Source organism: Bradyrhizobium sp. LMG 9283 (assembly GCF_045571415.1).
Classification (GTDB): Bacteria; Pseudomonadota; Alphaproteobacteria; order Rhizobiales; family Xanthobacteraceae; genus Bradyrhizobium.
In genome coordinates, this window is record NZ_CP120691.1 from 7,281,586 (window position 1) to 7,298,035 (window position 16,450).

The 16,450-nt window shown below is 57.5% G+C and carries 12 protein-coding genes and 1 pseudogene; 4 read left to right on the plus strand and 9 right to left on the minus strand.

From position 1 onward, the window contains the following. Positions 1–108: 108 nt before the first annotated feature. From tnpA to P6U29_RS34060, 7 genes are all read right to left on the minus strand, one after another. Positions 109–330 (minus strand): IS66-like element accessory protein TnpA, encoded by a 222-nt coding sequence (gene tnpA / locus P6U29_RS34030; RefSeq protein ID WP_407114619.1) that lies wholly within the window; start codon positions 328–330, stop codon positions 109–111. 208 nt (positions 331–538) lie between these two features. Further along, the gene (locus P6U29_RS34035; RefSeq protein WP_407119488.1) at positions 539–634 is read right to left on the minus strand and encodes a LysR family transcriptional regulator; all 96 of its coding nucleotides are present in this window, start codon (positions 632–634) and stop codon (positions 539–541) included. 256 nt (positions 635–890) lie between these two features. Further along, a complete protein-coding gene (locus P6U29_RS34040; RefSeq protein ID WP_407119489.1) occupies positions 891–2,081 on the minus strand; it encodes an ABC transporter ATP-binding protein in 1,191 nt (396 codons plus the stop codon). 32 nt (positions 2,082–2,113) lie between these two features. Beyond that, complete coding sequence (locus P6U29_RS34045; protein ID WP_407114620.1) at positions 2,114–2,887, minus strand: ABC transporter permease; 774 nt, start codon at positions 2,885–2,887, stop codon at positions 2,114–2,116. Between the two features lie 16 nt (positions 2,888–2,903). Then, a complete protein-coding gene (locus P6U29_RS34050; RefSeq protein ID WP_407114621.1) occupies positions 2,904–3,716 on the minus strand; it encodes an ABC transporter permease in 813 nt (270 codons plus the stop codon). 150 nt (positions 3,717–3,866) lie between these two features. Then, positions 3,867–4,919, minus strand: coding sequence for a PotD/PotF family extracellular solute-binding protein (locus P6U29_RS34055; protein WP_407114622.1), 1,053 nt, complete (start codon positions 4,917–4,919; stop codon positions 3,867–3,869). A gap of 192 nt (positions 4,920–5,111) precedes the next feature. After that, on the minus strand, positions 5,112–6,140 hold the full coding sequence (locus P6U29_RS34060) for an NAD(P)-dependent oxidoreductase (protein ID WP_407114623.1): 1,029 nt from the start codon (positions 6,138–6,140) through the stop codon (positions 5,112–5,114). Positions 6,141–8,211: 2,071 nt separating this feature from the next. Here P6U29_RS34060 and P6U29_RS34065 point away from each other — a divergent pair. The 3 genes from P6U29_RS34065 to P6U29_RS34075 all read left to right on the plus strand — a co-directional run bounded on the left by P6U29_RS34065 (position 8,212) and on the right by P6U29_RS34075 (position 11,973). Next, positions 8,212–9,390, plus strand: a complete 1,179-nt coding sequence (locus tag P6U29_RS34065; RefSeq protein ID WP_407114624.1) for a M24 family metallopeptidase — start codon at positions 8,212–8,214, stop codon at positions 9,388–9,390. A gap of 123 nt (positions 9,391–9,513) precedes the next feature. Beyond that, a complete protein-coding gene (locus tag P6U29_RS34070) occupies positions 9,514–10,242 on the plus strand; it encodes a hypothetical protein (RefSeq protein WP_407114625.1) in 729 nt (242 codons plus the stop codon). A gap of 816 nt (positions 10,243–11,058) precedes the next feature. After that, positions 11,059–11,973 carry a DMT family transporter gene (locus P6U29_RS34075; protein WP_407114626.1) on the plus strand — a complete coding sequence of 305 codons (915 nt, stop codon included), beginning with the start codon at positions 11,059–11,061 and terminating at the stop codon, positions 11,971–11,973. Positions 11,974–12,364: 391 nt separating this feature from the next. Here P6U29_RS34075 and ltrA (P6U29_RS34080) read toward each other — a convergent pair whose 3' ends face one another. Then, on the minus strand, positions 12,365–13,609 hold the full coding sequence (gene ltrA / locus P6U29_RS34080; protein ID WP_407119490.1) for a group II intron reverse transcriptase/maturase: 1,245 nt from the start codon (positions 13,607–13,609) through the stop codon (positions 12,365–12,367). Positions 13,610–14,084: 475 nt separating this feature from the next. Then, complete coding sequence (ltrA, locus tag P6U29_RS34085) at positions 14,085–15,119, minus strand: group II intron reverse transcriptase/maturase (protein ID WP_407114627.1); 1,035 nt, start codon at positions 15,117–15,119, stop codon at positions 14,085–14,087. A gap of 676 nt (positions 15,120–15,795) precedes the next feature. On the opposite strand from ltrA (P6U29_RS34085), the pseudogene tnpC reads away from it, so the two are divergent. Next, positions 15,796–16,362, plus strand: a pseudogene (gene tnpC, locus P6U29_RS34090) (IS66 family transposase); the annotation flags it as partial. Positions 16,363–16,450: the final 88 nt, after the last annotated feature.

The following is a 16,450-nucleotide window of genomic DNA, read 5'->3' on the forward strand; positions in this document are numbered from 1 at the left end:
GTCACACGCTTCGCGAATTACCACCCGTCACGCAAGACGGTCCTCGTCGGAGGCGTACGGTGCTCTCAAGACTCCGCACAAACAATCCAAAGGGCCTCGGCGCTACGCTTACGCCATGGCGTCTACCACCGCCGGTACAAACGGCGGATCGTCAGCCACCGGCGCCGGCTGCCGGCGCGCTTGCCGGCGCCAGGTGAACACTTGTTGTGGGGTCAGCCCGTGTCGCCGGGCAATCTCGGAAACGACCGCGCCTGGTACCAGCGTCTCCTCGGCGATCCGGGCCTTGTCGTCCTTGGAGAACCAACGACGGCGGCCCGTCTCCGTGATCACTTCCAGCCGGCGCGCCGTCACGTCCGACGATATTGGGATGCTTCTCGTGGAATGAGCTCATCCGGAACTCAACCAGTAACGGCCGATGGTCGGCAGGACCGCTATGTTCAGAATGTTTTTCCGAGCTACCTGCAACTGCCAGGCTTGCGGAAGCAATGGCCTTCTAGTAACGGGCGGATGGTTTCGGCGGAGGCGTTGCCTGCATCGGTCAAAAGCAACCTTTTTTCCTCGCGAACATCTTCTCGCCGAGCAGATTCTCCAGCTTCTGTACTTGGCGCCATACGGCGCTTTGGGCCAGGTTCAGCTCGTCCGATGCTCCGACCGTGCCGGAATGCTTTTAGCGGCCGACGCTGAACGGGGATCTAACGGCCGCCTACCTAGTTCTCAACGACCATGGGCACGACCTGCCGGGCACCCGGCGGCGCTTTTCCGAGCGCGGCGGGTAGCGAGAAGGAACTCCCGGCACGCTTAGCCCTCCCGAACATGTCACATTTACGTCTCGCCGGCGAGTACTAACTGACATGCGGTACACGGTGCATCCGGGCCTTCGCGAGGCACCTTTAGGGATTGCCCTCATTCCTTGGAAGGATACGGATCTCGTTCGTATTGATAGTAATGCTGAGGAGGTCGCCCGGCGATGGATGGTGCCCAACGGGAAAGCGCTCCTGCATCGTCAGTTGTTCCCCGCTGATGTCAAGCACTACTCGGGTTGCTCCACCGTAGTAATGGGACTGAAGAACGCGCGCCGGCAACAATTGACCAACAGCTCCATCCGTTGACAGCTTGATTTGTTCCGGTCGGATCACTGCGGTCCCAGCTCCCACGCTCCAATTACCCGCTAGACGCAGGCCAGCAGCTGACGTGAAAGCGCCATCAGTTCCCACTGTTCCATTCAGCAGAGAACACCAGCCGATAAATTTCGCTACAAAAGACGTCGCCGGCGTCTCGTAGATCTCGCCCGGCGTGCCAACCTGCTCGACTAGACCGCCGTTCATGACCACGATACGATCTGACATGGTCAGTGCCTCTTCCTGGTCATGTGTTACAAATAACGTAGTTACGTTAACGGCCCGTATCACTTCCCGAAGCTCTTCCCGCATGCGGACCCGCAACTGCGCATCTAAGTTTGAAAACGGCTCATCAAGAAGAAGCACTGATGGTCGCATCGCCAACGCACGCGCGAGAGCAATCCGTTGTTGCTGTCCGCCTGAAAGCTGGCTCGGCAGTCGCTGCGCAACGTGCGGCAGCTCTACCAGCTTGAGCATCTCCTTGACACGGTCCTCCCGTTCCGTACGAGGCCATTTCAAGTTCTCTAGTCCAAATGCGATGTTTTCAGCGACCGTCATATGCGGAAACAAAGCGTAGCTCTGAAACACCATTCCAGTGTCCCGCCGATAAGGCGGTTGATGCGTCATGTCGATATTATTGATGCTTACGGTGCCGGAGGTCGGCTCTACAAAGCCGGCGACCATTCGCAACGTCGTTGTTTTGCCGCACCCAGAAGGGCCAAGCAGGCAAACCAGTTCGCCACGACGCGCGGCTAGGGAAACGTTCGCTACGGCTACTGTTTCGCCGTAGTGCTTCGAGACCGAGCGCAATTCGACTACAAAATCAGCAGCTTCTTGCACGGTGTTTTCATTCTCCTTAGACGCAGTGCTCCGATACTCTTCAAACAAAGCCGATGGCATTGGGCTGGGCGACCGATGGCCCTTCGACGCCATAGTCGCTTGCTGACCCTCGGCGTGATTCATAACCTTCACGGCTGGTGCCTTTTTGTCGGTTGTCAGGCTAGTCGCTCCGCGCCAATCAAACGCTCAATCGTCAGGATAATTGCCAGGGTAACAAAGATCATGATGCTGGATACCGCCGCAACAAGCGGGTCATAACTCGAGTCCACATACGTAAAGAGCTGAACAGGCAATGTGACGTTCCCACCGTACGTGAGAAATATGGAGACGGTGACATTTCCGAACGATGTAACAAACGCAAAAATCGCGGCAGATAGCAAACCGGGCAGAATGAGCGGAAGCGTAATCCGGCGGATGACTTGCAACGGCGTCGCCCTGAGATTCATAGCTGCTTCCTCTAGAACCCGGTTATGCAAGGAAAGGCTCGCGAGAATCGTCCTGACCACATAAGGAATCGCAAGAACAAGGTGGCCGACGAACAGGGGCAACATTGTTTGCGTCAGATGCATCCAGGCAAATAGATATAAGAGGCCGATGCCTAGAACGACGGCAGGAACAATCAAGGGTGAAAAGGCGAGTCCCTGCAGTAGCCCTTTTCCAGGAAAAGAAAAGCGGTTGATGGCGAACGCCGCAGCGAAACCGATTGCTAGCGCGAGGAGCGCGACGACCACGGCTACATAGGTGCTGGTCCAAAGTGCCATCATAAAGGAATGATTTTCGAACGCCCGTTGATACCAGCGCAAGGAGAACCCGGGCGGCGGGAAATTCATTGATTCTCCGCTAGTGAACGACGAAATGATCACCAGAATCGCAGGTATCGCCAGCATCGTATAGACGACCGCGCGCGTCACGGCACCCACAACTTTCATGACGTAGTCCGTGAAATCATAGCGCATAGCGACGACCAGCCATGACGATGCGCGATGCGGCTAGCGCATTGAAAGCTGCGGTAAAGCCGAGACCGGATACAAAAAGGACGAACGCCATCGCTGCGCCGGAAGGCCAGTTGAACTCCGACATGATGCGCTCGTAGATCAGGCTGCCCAGCATGGGGACGCGATTGCCTCCGATGAGGCGGGGCGTGATGAACGCCGAAATTGACAGGACAAACACGAGATTGAAACCGACAAGGATGCCCGGTATCGCAAGAGGAATTATGACCTTCCGGAATATAATCAGCCGGTTCGCCCGCAGGTTAGAAGCTGCCTGCTCGAGGATCGGATCAATTTGCGTCACGACGCTCATGACGGAGAGAATCATGAAGGGTAAGAACTGTTGTACTAGGACAAGAATCACGGCGGGTCGGGTGAATAGGAAAGTCTTTGGAGAAGAGACGAGGCCAAGATTGACCAGAAGTGAGTTCAGAAGGCCGTTCCGACCAAGGACGATAATCCAGCCGAAGACGATAACAACCAGACTTAGCGTCAGCGGCATGACGACGATAATCGTCCTCCATCTCCGCGCTAAGGGCGGCAGCCGGGCAAGGGAGTACCCGGTTGGAAAGCCGAGCAACAAACAGATCAGGCTCACGACAAGACCGTCGAAAAACGTGTCCCACAAGACCGAAGAATAGAAGGAGTCCGAGAAAAATCGCAGGTAGTGCCTCAAGGTGAAACCGCCTCCTTCGAGAAGGTAGTCACCGTCGAGGTAGCTGTAGCGAAGCACACCCGCGACCGGCACAACCAGGAATGCCGCCAAGAGGAGGACCATGGGCGCTAGCAACAGCGCTACAGTAAATGTACGGCTTGGTCGGAGAGATGGGCTCATATCAGTTACCAGACTCGATCAGGTTCCCTGTCCAGGGCTGGGCACAACGACCCGAACGCCTGTATTAAAAAGACAACGAATTCAGCCACGAAGTATTTTGTTGATGCGCTCGATCCGAGTGCTGCGATCAGCCATCCACTTTTGCCAATCGATCTTCTTTTTCAGCGCGATCCGCTCAGGCGAGTTGAAGGTCAGATCCTTTGCGATTTCATCAGGTAGTTTTATGTCGGTGGTCACACCGAGCCTCATCGCTCGAGGCAGCCCAATCATGCCCTCGTCCGAGAGCATCTGGTCGAGGAACGCGAAGGCGGCCTCCGGATATTTGGTATGCTTCACCACGTTCATGTACGATGTTGCGCCGTAAATGCCTTGCGGCGGATACACGCTTACGATGGGTAGACCCTTCGCGCGCATTTCGTGTCCGCGAGCATCCGATATCACCCCTGCGGAAGCTTCTCCGTTTTCGAACATCTGGACCATGGCAACCGTGCTTTGCGCCAGCGCGAGAATGTTGGGCTTCACCTGCTCCAATAATGTGTACGCTGGCTCCATGTTGGAGATCGAGCCACCGTTCTCCTCTGCTAACGCGAGCAGGTACAGGCTCCATGTGTCAAAAGTTGCAGCGGGAAGAGCCACGCGGCCCTTTAGATCGGGCCTGGCCAGGTCGGTGTAAGTCTTAAGCTGCTTTTCGACCTGCTTGGAGTTAAAGACTGGTATGTATGTGAACACGCTGTACGGGATCCCATAATCGCCGTACTCACGAAAACCAGGAAGGATACGTTTGATGTTTGGGACGTCCGCTTCCTTGATCTCTCGAACGAGATTGGCTTTCAGCGCCTCCACCATGTACGCGCTGTCGGCTTGGTACACATCGAATGGCGGGTTCTTCTGGTTCGCCACTAGCTTGACGAGGTCGGCGGACTGTGTGCCGGCGGAGATCTCTACCTTCAGCCCGGTCCTTTCCTCGAGCGGCGCGGTCACGCTCTTCCGAAGGGTTTCGTCGTAAAGGCCGCCCCATCCGCCAAACCGGAGAGTAATTTCCGAGAACTTCTTGTTCTCGGCATGGACGTAGGGCGCAGCCAACATGCTCATCGCTGAGGCAGTCGCAAGTCTTAGAAATGTTCGGCGTTTCATTCCCCATTCCTCCTTACGGTTGCTGTGGACGTGGCATCACGCGGATATCCCACCAGAGGCAGCATTTCAGTTCGTCGAATAGGCCGCGGCCGACCAAGGCGCCCCCGGTCGAGCGCCTAAATAGCGGTCTGACCCATTGCCATTCGGAGTCCGCGGACCCTCACCCTCCGACGCCTGAGGATTGGCATCTCCTCAGTAGCCCAGCTCAAGACTAACCTCCCGCTTGAGAGGCTCCTTGTTGGCGAACTGTACCAAATTTTCGGTACCCCACTCGATCGACCTTTCCCGAATGCCGTCCGCATTGTGGGCTTCTCGCGCGGAACAAATCACGTTTGGAAGACGGTGGATCTCCAACCGCGAGCCCCACCCGATCGGGAAGGTTCTCCCGAACTCATACCTCCACCACACATCTGTGGCGAAGCCGCGGAGGTGGCCCGACGTAAGTGCTTCATAAAGAGGTTTTTCTTGGATCGTTGCGGCACGACCGATATTAATCAGGAACGCAGATGGCTTCATGGCCGCAAGCTCGGCCCGCCCGAAAAAGCCATTGGTCTCCTTCGTATTCGGCGCGGCGACGATAACGAAATCGCTTCTCGCCAAAACCGAATGCAATTCATCCGGCCCGTGCATTGAATCGACCCCTTCGGCAGGTTTATCTTTGCTGCGACGCACGCCAAGAACATTCATACTAAACGCCTGGGCATATTTGGCAATTCGGCTTCCGATGTTGCCCACCCCGATCACTCCAAGCGTGCGGCCATCTAAAATCGCCGAGCGCATCTCGTCTCCCCAAAGGGGAAATGGCGATCTGCCGTCAATCGTTAGATGATGTTTGACGATCGCATTCTTTGCGAGGGCGAGCATCAACATCATGCCCTGCTCAGCGATTGCGGCCGCATTGGCACCGGCAATGTTGGTCAACTTCGCCCCGCGCTGCTTCAGCAGCGTGAAGGCACCTATCTGTCTGAGATCGTCGACGCCAACATGCAGCCAAGAGAGTATCTTGAGCTTTTCTGAAATTTCGAGGATGCCTTCGGGTACAGTCCAACCAATGAACGCATCGGCATTGCGAGCGTGGCGCTCGAGATCCTTGTATGTGGTTTCATAACGCGAAAGATAGTCCGTCGGCTCTGGTGCGACCACTTCCGTCCCTGCCGGCATCGCTGTCTTGATGCCATCAATTTCATCTCTTGTGGCATGCCACAGACACAGAACTTTCATCTCATTTACCTTCCTTGCTCGCACACCCTGGATTCGGTCGCTGGTGTCAGGATTCTCATCCGGGCTCGGTTGTGTTCAAGTTGCGGTCAGACCAAATTCGCCTTGACTGGATCTTAATAGGCGAAGATGGAACCTCTTCGTCTTTGCAAACCGGGCGATTACGGTCGCCGCGTTAAGAGAACCGACTATCTGTCGAGACCACACTATTGATCGCTCGAAGTCTACTACCTGGTTCAGCCACGGAAATTTCCTGCCATCGTCAAGCTCCACCGCCACGGACCGGGCGCAAGAGGACGACTCAAAGCCCGAAAGCGGGATGATCGCCGCCCTCCCCTGGAGCTCACCAACGCGATCGCCATGCGCCCCCTGCTTGTGCCGGGACACCGTTTCAAAGCTGTGGGCGCGCCGCCGCTCATCAAGCGATCGACCTTCCACGCGCTGACCGCTGACAGAGCGCTCGCCAGCAACGCCATCGTTGCAGAATGCGACGCGCGCGGTGCCAAGCGGCCATCTTCCGGTATCCGCGTCGCGCAATGCCGCTCGCCATCGACGAGGGGATGTACAAATGGCGACATCTCATCGAAAGTCCTTCAAGTTCTAAGGAGCTCGAACGTGTCGCGATGGCTGCTGACAAAGCCGATCAAGGCTTCCCTTCCATCGTCCATCTCGCCGTCGCTATGATAAGCTCGCTGGATCCCAAGAGCCCTAAGCCACTCTTTACCGAGCTTCACCTAGCGACAGTACGGGTCTCGACGGTCTAAATTCCTCAAAGAAGCCACACAGCCGCAGAAATTCTGCTCTGGTTGGTGGACAGTTGACGGAATCCGGTGACAGGAACGCAAAGGAAGTCCGCCCAGCCGGCTTTCACTGTTCTCCTTCAGGCCGCGTTCGATTTCAACCCATTCGCTACGAACCGTCTTGAAAACCATCGTGATAATTGTGAGTTGGTCGCGGCGCGGTCGAGGCGTCCCCTATGTGGACCGCCGGCTTAACCTTGGCACCCAATCTTCAGGATCGGAGGCGATGACTCCACATCGATCCCTCCACTATTGCCGCGTCGAACTGGAGCGCGCCTTACGTTGGCGATCTGCTCGTGCAGAAAATGGAACGCAGTCACCATAGCGGCCAGGCAAGCCACCGAGACCGGCCCGTTGGTTCGTCGCGTCAGAGATGATTCAGGCCAAAACCGAATGACCGATGCAGAATCTCAATCGAGAGAGAATGTTCACCACACGTTTTCGGCATCTGGGTTAGCTACAGTTGCACTTGACCGACGACCGCTCTGCAAAAGCGGGGCCGGGCTCTCAATGCCGACACGAGCGAAGGGCCACACACAATGAGCACTTTCGAAAAGGTCATTCTCTACTCTGATGGAACGGGGCGTAGTCGTTTTCGCGAGGAAACAATTGAACTCACGGAAGGAACGCCGCAGATCCAGAAATCTTCGCCGGTCCCGTGCAAGACATATTGATTGCTCCACAGTCCTGTGGAATTGAGCTACGACTTTCATTGTTCGAATACTCCGGTGTGGGTCATCATCCTGCAGGGGCACATGGAGATAACGTTACAGGACGGCACCTCGCGGCTTTTAAACCTGGGGACTGTTTCTTTGCGGAAAACTCTCTCCCGCCGGGCGCGGTGTTCAATCGGGAAATCCATGACCACGCGTCTCGTCAGGTCGGACCCGACCCGCTCGTCACGCTGTTTATCGACGTCTAGAAAAGTTGATACTTGGTGAGACTCTTGGCGCTTTTGCCGCAATTGACGATAGCGGCCCAGCGTCTTTGAAGATGTGGGCCCTCGCCGAATACTGAACCAGGAAGCCAGTCTGGGCTCCAACGACAGTTAGCCGCACATTTTCTGCATGAAATGCACAAAATTGCAGAGCGCTGCAGACTTCGCGCAGGAAACGCACACTTTCTGCGGAGTGCTGGCGTATGCTCGAAAGAACAACCAATTTGCCCAAGCAGGTAAGCGGCTTCCATCGGCCAGAGCGAGCCGCAACGATGGGCAAAGTAAGCCTAGCGATCTTGTGGCCCGTGTTAGAACGTACCTGAAGTAGGAGGCGAACATGGAAAGAACACTTCACTTCGAGCTAACCGAATTCAACATTCGCCTGGGAGCCGTCAAGGCCGAGATGGCAAAGCGCGGGCTCGATATCCTCCTCGTTTCGGAACCTCCGAACCTCAACTATCTCACCGGATATGATGCCTATTCATTCTATACCCCACAAATGGCAATTGTGGCGCTCGACAGTGAAGAACCAATCTTCATCACGCGAGGCATGGATACAACTTCAGCAAAAATGACGACCTACTTGTCGGATGACAGCATCCGTGGCTTCCCGGATAACTACGTTAATTCCTCGGAACAGTCAGCCTACGAATACGTCGCGCGGGTCGTAAAAGAGATCGGCGGGGAGAAGGCCACAGTTGGGGTGGAAATGGGTGGGTACTACTACTCAGCAAGGGCGCACGCCGACCTTGTCAAGGCTTTACCGCAAGCGACGTTTGTGGACGCCGACCTGCTGATAAACTGGATTCGACTTGTGAAAAGTCCGGCGGAACTGGCCTTGATGCGCCAGGCAGGCCAAATTGGTGACCTGATGCTCAAGCGCGGAATCGAAACCGCCCAGCCGGGGGTGCGCGAATGCGATGTGGTGGCCGCTATTTACCACCAACAGCTCTCGGGGACGCCTGATTTTGGAGGAAGCTACGACTCGTCTGCCCTCCACTTCTGCGTGGGCGAGCGAGCACTCGCACCGCATTCGGCTTGGACGGACAAGCCACTACCGGAGAAGACAATCATTAATTTCGAAGTGCACGGAAACCGTTTGCGTTACCAGATCAATGTCAGCCGCACGATCTGCATCGGCAAGCCTTCCGCTGCCTACGAGAAGCTCGCCGGAATAGCTCTCGAAGCCTTAGAAGTCGGTCTTGAAAGCGTGCGCCCCGGGCGTGCTTGCTCGGAAGTGTTTGGAGCGTTTCACAAGATTTTGGCCCGTCATGGGATCGAAAAAGATCAGCGGATTGGCTACTCAATCGGAATAGGATACCCGCCTAGTGTGGCAGAGCGCACCGTGAGTATACGGAAGGAGGAGAAGACTGTCCTCCTGCCGGGCATGTGCTTCCATCTGATGACAGGCCTGTGGCTAGGAGATCAGGCAATAACCGTTACGCAGCCCTTCGCGGTCACCGAACGCGGTTATGAGCCATTGACTCTCACGCCGCGCACGCTCGTTGTGAAATAGCCAGAGGCGGCAAGAAGTCGGACATGAGTTGATGGCCATGCGCACCGCGAAAGATGCAAATCGCTATATATTGGTCTTTCAACGCATTGTTGAGAGGACGCAGCGTCGAAGGAGCTTTAAGATATGACTGGCAAGACCTTGGGTATATTAGAACTGGAGACAAAAGCGATTGAACTCCCGGGCTTCATGGCCGGACCACGGACATTTGCATTTCCGACCAAGCGATTGCAGGTTCCTGGCGCATTTACCCGCAACATCGTCGACGGTGACAAGTCCGTAGAAAAGAAATACGTCGCGGCTGCTCGTCAGCTCGAGAGCGAAGGAGTATCCGCAATCGTATCTAATTGCGGGTTCACTGGGCTCTTCCAAGCTGCGGTGTCCGAGGCGGTGTCTGTTCCTGTTGCGATGTCGAGCCTATTACTAGTTCCATTCGTAGCGCGGACACTAAAGGCCGGGCGCAAGGTCGGCATTCTTACGTATGACGCACCTAAGCTTACTGAGGACCATTTCGCCTGCGCTGGCTGGTCATCCGAGGACATAAGTGTTGCTGTGGGAGGTATTGAGGGGACTGAATTGTGGTACGAGTTTGCTAACCCCGCCCCAAGCATTGATGCCTCCATACTGATCAAAGACGTGAGAGCTGCCGCTAGGAAGCTTCTAGACGCTAACCCAGAGATTGGAGCGTTCGTTTTCGAATGCACCGCCTTCCCCTTGGCGGCGAACGCCGTGATGCAGGATACCGGGCTTCGGGTTGCAGACGTCTTGACCCTCACAAATATGGTCTTTGGAATGAGTCCCGCACGCTCGTCCACTCAAGTTGCTAACGAAAGGACGGCGAGAGGTTGCCAGTGAGGTCGCCGAGGCGGACCACAGTGTAACCGTTCTCTCCCGCGGCTGAACAAGTAAGACGTTAATTTGGCGCATACCGCCCGGGTATGTGGCATATCCACGATTTGGCTGCTTGGCCGGAACTCCTTAGCCCTGAATCACCATCACGATAGCTGTCTCGGCTACCCGCCTTGATATGATTGAAACTCCCCCGCTCTGTTGCGTGCTTGATAGTAAGGGCAAGCGCTGCATGAGCTGTATGTTTCTCGACTGGTTGCCCACCGTGCAATCGAGCTCGCGGAATCCCTTGTAGAGGCGCGAAGGGGCCCCTGTAGCAGCTGAAGTCAGCCATGAGCGCGACCATATCGCGGGATGATTGCATCCTTCAGTCCTGGCGGGCGGCCCGCTCCTTGCGCTCTACACGAGTGGCAAACTGGATAGACTTCGTTTTCGTCCCAATCGACCTGACCGAGAGCCTTCAACATATCGCCCCGGCCTCGGCTCGCCTGGCTGGCCAGAACGTTGATTGCGTTTAAACCTCGCAACCTTACTCACGGGCGCAGCATTTCTGTGCGGTATGCATCACGTTCGACGCATTTGACTCGATAAACTCGCTACTCAGGAATCCTCGAGTGCGATCCGAGATGTCCTGCAACGTTTACCATCGCGCTGGCTTGCCCAGGTCGTAGTGGGCGGAACGCCGCGACGCCCGCTTCGGTCGGCTCGCAATGGAGCCGCGATCACGCTGCAGAAGATGAAAAGGCGCTCTAAGTGTCTACAGTGACAAATATCTCGTCTCAAGTCGACGAACGTGCCCATCGTTCGGCCGGAGTCGGCCTGATGCTTCTGGCAGTGTTCATGTTCTCCTTTGGAGACGCAACTGGAAAGTTCATCGTTGCGACCTATTCGGTAGGACAGTTGCTGTGGCTACGAGCATGCGCCGCGCTCTTGCTACTCGCGCCATTGATCTGGCGCAATAGGAACAGCTTCGCAAAAATTGAGCAGCCACGCCTGCAGTTTGTCCGTGTACTGTTATCAACATCTGAGGTGGCATCGTTTTTCCTTTCCACTTCCTATCTACCGCTTACCGACGTTGTGACTTACTATCTTGCATGCCCTATATTCGTCACAGCGTTATCAGCGATTGTGCTACGCGAGCCGGTCGGCCGGCGTCGCTGGACTGCGATTCTAGTTGGATTTGTGGGCGTTTTGATCGCACTCAGGCCTTCGGCACAAACCTTCAGCTGGTCGGCGTTGATCGCGCTCAACGGAAGCTTCTCTTTTGCGGGGTTGATGCTGACCACCAGGCAATTGCGACAGACGCCGGATGTCGTGATTGTTACCTTGCAATTCATAGGCTCGTTCTTATTGGGCGCACTGCTCGCCCCCTTCGGCTGGCTGACTCCGACACCGCGAAGCCTTTTTCTATTCGCCGCAGCAGGAATGATCTCCGTGTGTGCGCTCGTGTGCATTAGTCGCTCGCTCAAGCTGGCACCGGCGAGCGCCGTGGCGCCTTACCAATATTCCCAGATCTTCTGGGCCGTGATTTTTGGATTTGTGGCGTTCGGCGATGTCCCCTCACCTGCAACGCTGGCCGGCGCGGTAATCATTATCGGTGCGGGCCTGTACATTTTTCTGCGCGAACGAAAGCTGCGGCTCGACGAGTTTCGTCTGCGCCCCCAGGATCTTGCAGTCACTGGTCAGACGCAAAACACACAGCCCGCCTCTAAAGGCGTATCAGATCGGCCCGATTAGCCGCAGCTACACGTCGGGCTGACTGCGCTAGCTCGAGACTATGCGGGTCGCCGCTGATAAACTCTTCAGGATTTGGTCAGATCTTGTGATCGCGCCCGCGCAGTTCGTAGCGATGCGCCGGCACGGAGCCCCGATGGCGATGCGCCTCTCGTGGGGTGATGTTCTATGCTGCGTTAGCGTTCAGCAGCTTTTCTGCCCGGCCTTTTTGAGTCAAGGCTCTTGTGTAGGTGCGGGTTAGGGTTTGGGGATGTCAGGGCGGCGCGCGGAGCCGGCGTAGCGCAGCGCGAAACCGGGCCCCGGGCGAGGAGGTCGCGGTAGGGACGCTGGTTTCCCAGCGCCCCCCGCTCAGATCCGTACGTGCGGAGCTACCGCATACGGCTCCTGCCTTGGGTCATGACGTGTACCGTGGATTGGGATGCGGATGACAGGCGCGGACTTTCGGAATGTATCGCCCAACGTGACGCTGGAACCGATCCCAGGTCATGCGAGAGCGCTGACTGCGTCGGCGAAGCGAGCGCAGCCATGCCCGGCAGACCTCGGCGCGGAACATGCCGAGCCGTTTCAGATTCCCTAGAATCGCGTGGTAGTTCAGGTACCCCTGCACCACGCGACGGAGCCAGGCGCCGATCTCAGCGATGGGCGCATGGCGGCGTTTCATCAGGTCGTGTCGTATCGCCCTCAGCGTCCCCCGCATGCGGGAGGCGATTGTCACGCGCCGGATTGTGAAGTGCGGATTCATTCGGGTCACCGCGCAGATGTGCGTGAACCCGAGGAAGTCGAACGTTTCCGGGCGGCGTTGCCCCCGGCGTGCGCGGCGCTCGGCCGCGTACCGTCCAAATTCCAGAATCAGCGTCTTCTCCTCATTCAGCGAGAGACCGAACTTCGCCATCCGCTCACGCAGTGCGTCGAGAAAGTGTAGAGCCTCGGACTTTGTTTCGAAGCCCACGACGCTGTCGTCCGCATAGCGGACGACGATAACATCCCCTTTCGCCGTTTTGCTTCGCCACTGGTGGGTCCAGAGGTCGAAGACGTAGTGCAGATAGATATTGGCGAGGAGCGCCGAGATCACCGCGCCTTGCGGCGTACCTAACCGCGCTACGGACTTCGATCCACTTTCGACAACGCCAGCGGTCAGCCACTTGCGTATCAATCGCAAGAGCCGGCGGTCTGCAATCCTGTGCTCGAGAAACCGCATCATCCATTCGTGATCGATCATGTCGAAGAACGAGCGGATGTCTGCGTCAAGCACCCAGTTCACTCTTTTCTGATGGATGCCGATCCAGAGTGCGTTCAGCGCTTGATGCTGGTTTCGCCCCTCCCGGAATCCGTAGGAAAAGCCGAGGAAGTCCGCCTCGTAGATTGCATTCAGGACCGTCGTCACCGCGTGCTGGACGATCTTATCCTCCAGCGCAGCGATTCCGAGCGGCCTGCGTTTGCCATTCAACTTGGGGGTATACACTCGGCGAGACGGGAGCGCCTGGTAGCGGCCTGATTGGACCGCGTCCCAAAGCACTGCTATTCGCTCGTCGAGCCCTTCCTCATAGTCACGCCATGTCATCCCGTCGACGCCGGGCACCGCGGAGCGCTTCAGTTGACTGAAGCTTTCCGTCAGCAATTCGCGCGTCACGTGATGCATCAACGCCGTGAACCGTGTCTTCCTATCCCGTCTTGCCAGTTCACGTATAGCGCCCAGCCTCGTCGATGCGCTGGTCCGGCTCTGTGTCCGGGGCGCGGGAGGATGTTTGCTATTGCCCTTGGCTGCCCGCCTTCCCTCCGGACCTTCCGCGAGCAACGGTGTGGACCCGTCGCTTTTGTTCAGGTCGTTCATTGGTACTATGCGGACATCCGACTTCTCGTCGACGGTGAGGCTAGGCTTATGGCATTCGCCTTTCCCCAGCCTGCCCGAAAGGCTGTTCGTCCTCGGGCGACGACGAGATCTCCCAGTTCCTGTGCGAAGGATTTCCCCGCATGCTCAGGGTCTCCGACCGCGTGGAGCCGTTGAGCGCTCGCGATGTGCGCCGCCCAACGTGTTGCCTTCCGCTTAGGATAACAGCGTCGGCGCTCCAGACTTCCGATTTCGCGGCTCAATGGCTGGCCTGCGGTTTCCCCTGTCAACGCTTCGAAGTCGTCCTCACGAACGCCTCACGATGCAGGTTGAGCCGACACCATTCCGTCACGGAAGCCAGCGCGCGGGCATAACGGTCTTTTGCCGTTATTTGTCGGACGACATTCTTACCCTTCCTCGATTGACCCCACACATGGGTGAAGCCAAGGAAGTTGAATGTGGTCCCCGCCGTCGCGGGACGACGCCCACCCGGGCGTTTGAACCGGAAGTCTACGAAGCGGGTCTTGGTCGGATGGAGTTGAAGCCCGTGCCGACCGAGCCGCTTACCCAGCACACTCAGCAATCGCTTGCCGGACAAATGGTCCTCGAAGGCGATCACCGCGTCATCAGCGTATCGGACCAGTTGGCATCGCTCCTTGAGCCGAGGTCGCGCCACCTGCTCGAACCATTCATCCAGCACATAATGCAGGTAGATGTTTGCAAGCAGTGGCGAGATCACACCGCCTTGGGGCGTTCCACCAGTCGTGCGGCGCAGGATGCCCTTTTCGAGCACCCCCGCCTTCAGCCATTTATCAATCATCCTCCGGACGATGCCGTCCGTGACTCGCTGATCGAGGAATCGGCGCAGGTGCGTGTGGTCGATGGTGTCGAAGTATTTCGAGATATCGACGTCCACCACCCAACGCAGCCCTTGCTCCATGAACCCATTGCGCAGAGCGTGCAGGGCATCATGGGCCGATCGTCCCGGTCGGAAGCCATACGAGCAGGACAGGAAGTCCGTCTCGTAGATCGGCTCCAGCAGCAGGAGAATCGCCCGCTGCGCCACTTTGTCTTCCAGCGTTGGAATGCCTAGTGGCCGTTCCGTGCCGTCCGCCTTCGGGATGTAGTGCCGACGCACCGGCGGCGCGATGTATCGACCGGATTTGATGCGCGCCAGAAGATCATCAAGATTGCCCTCCAGCTTCGCCTCATAGTCCGTCGCCATCACGCCGTCGATGCCGGGCGCGCCATCCTTGCGCGTCAGGCGATAGGCCTCGAGCATCCATTCACGGTCGATCAGGTGATGCAGCGAGGTCAGCACCCGCTTGGCATTTTTCCTCGCCAGATCGGCTATCCATTGTCGTTTCGTGGACAGGTTCGTGGGACTCAGCGTTCCCTCCCGTGTTTCTCGTCAATGGGTCTTAACGCGTGGCGGCTCCCTTCCCTCCAGTGGGTCCCGGTGAGCCCAGTTCCCCGCCTTCCTCGGTACTACGAAGCCGCTACGACTTCCCGCCGCGCGCGTCCGTCAGCTTATGTCTTCACCTCGGGATTCCACATGCCTTGGAGTTTCGTGTTCGCGTGCGCGCTCCCGATGCTCGCCAAGTCGGTCATCAGGCCTGGAGCGTTGTTGTGGCCGGTGCTCCGTGCCGGCTTTCCATGTGGGCACAAACGGGACCTCTCAGGTTTCCTGGTGGCCCATCCCGTACCTTTGCCCTGCTCAGAGACCCCCGGCCGAACCGGTCAGCCTGGCCATAGCGGCTTTCCCAGTGCTGCCCCCGGATCCAACACGGCGAAGGCTTCAGCACGACCATGATTTCGAGGCTAGCCACAGGGCTTCGGTACCCGCTGTCTACCTTCACGAGCGACGTTGCCGTCACCCATGCAAGACTCGCTTCCGGCTGGCGGGCTCCGCCTTTGCCGGGAGGGGGTCGAACCCTCTGGGTCACGATGAAAGGTTTCAGATCACATTCTTCCTCCTTTCCAGGACTTGTCCTGACGCAAGCTGGGCGCACGGCAGGCGCAAGTTCTTTGATCTGGCACGGCTCAGCAAGGCGCCGATTGCGGCCGAGGCGGTCAAGCGCGTCGATGTTCTGTTCGCCACCGAGCGCGAGATCAACGGTCTTACTGCGCAGGAGCGTTTGCGTGTGCGCCAGGAGCGTAGCCGCCCCCTGATCGTCGAGCTGGAGGCGTGGTTGCGCGAGCAGCGCGCCAAGCTCTCCAGGAACAACGACACGACCAAAGCTATCAAATACTGCCTCAGCCGCTGGGATGCATTTAGCCGCTTCCTTGATGACGGACGGCTTTGCATGTCGAACAATGCTGCCGAGCGTGAGCTACGGGCTGTTGCCGTGGGACGAAAGAATTGGACCTTCGCCGGCTCCGATGAGGGCGGTCGGCGTGCGGCTGCCATCTACAGCCTTATCGCCACCGCCAAGCTCAATGATATCGACCCGCAGGCTTGGCTTGCCGACGTGCTGGCGCGCCTACCAGATCACCCTGCCAAGCGCATCAATGCACTGCTGCCTTGGAATTGGCAGCCTCAAAGCGTCGCCCACGCCGCTTAAGCACCATCAGCCTTCCGCCCTAGAACGGCCCTAGCCGGGGCCTTAGCCGGATGCGTACGGCGAGGATTGGCTTCCAACGATTGCAGCT

What these genes read in the sequence shown, in the direction of transcription:
- P6U29_RS34040 (WP_407119489.1), bottom strand. Translation starts at nt 2,081, where the DNA reads ATGAATCACGCCGAGGGTCAGCAAGCGACTATGGCGTCGAAGGGCCAT.
- ltrA (WP_407119490.1), bottom strand. Translation starts at nt 13,609, where the DNA reads ATGCATCACGTGACGCGCGAATTGCTGACGGAAAGCTTCAGTCAACTG.
- P6U29_RS34060 (WP_407114623.1), bottom strand. Translation starts at nt 6,140, where the DNA reads ATGAAAGTTCTGTGTCTGTGGCATGCCACAAGAGATGAAATTGATGGC.
- P6U29_RS34045 (WP_407114620.1), bottom strand. Translation starts at nt 2,887, where the DNA reads ATGAAAGTTGTGGGTGCCGTGACGCGCGCGGTCGTCTATACGATGCTG.
- P6U29_RS34070 (WP_407114625.1), top strand. Translation starts at nt 9,514, where the DNA reads ATGACTGGCAAGACCTTGGGTATATTAGAACTGGAGACAAAAGCGATT.
- P6U29_RS34075 (WP_407114626.1), top strand. Translation starts at nt 11,059, where the DNA reads ATGCTTCTGGCAGTGTTCATGTTCTCCTTTGGAGACGCAACTGGAAAG.
- P6U29_RS34065 (WP_407114624.1), top strand. Translation starts at nt 8,212, where the DNA reads ATGGAAAGAACACTTCACTTCGAGCTAACCGAATTCAACATTCGCCTG.
- P6U29_RS34055 (WP_407114622.1), bottom strand. Translation starts at nt 4,919, where the DNA reads ATGAAACGCCGAACATTTCTAAGACTTGCGACTGCCTCAGCGATGAGC.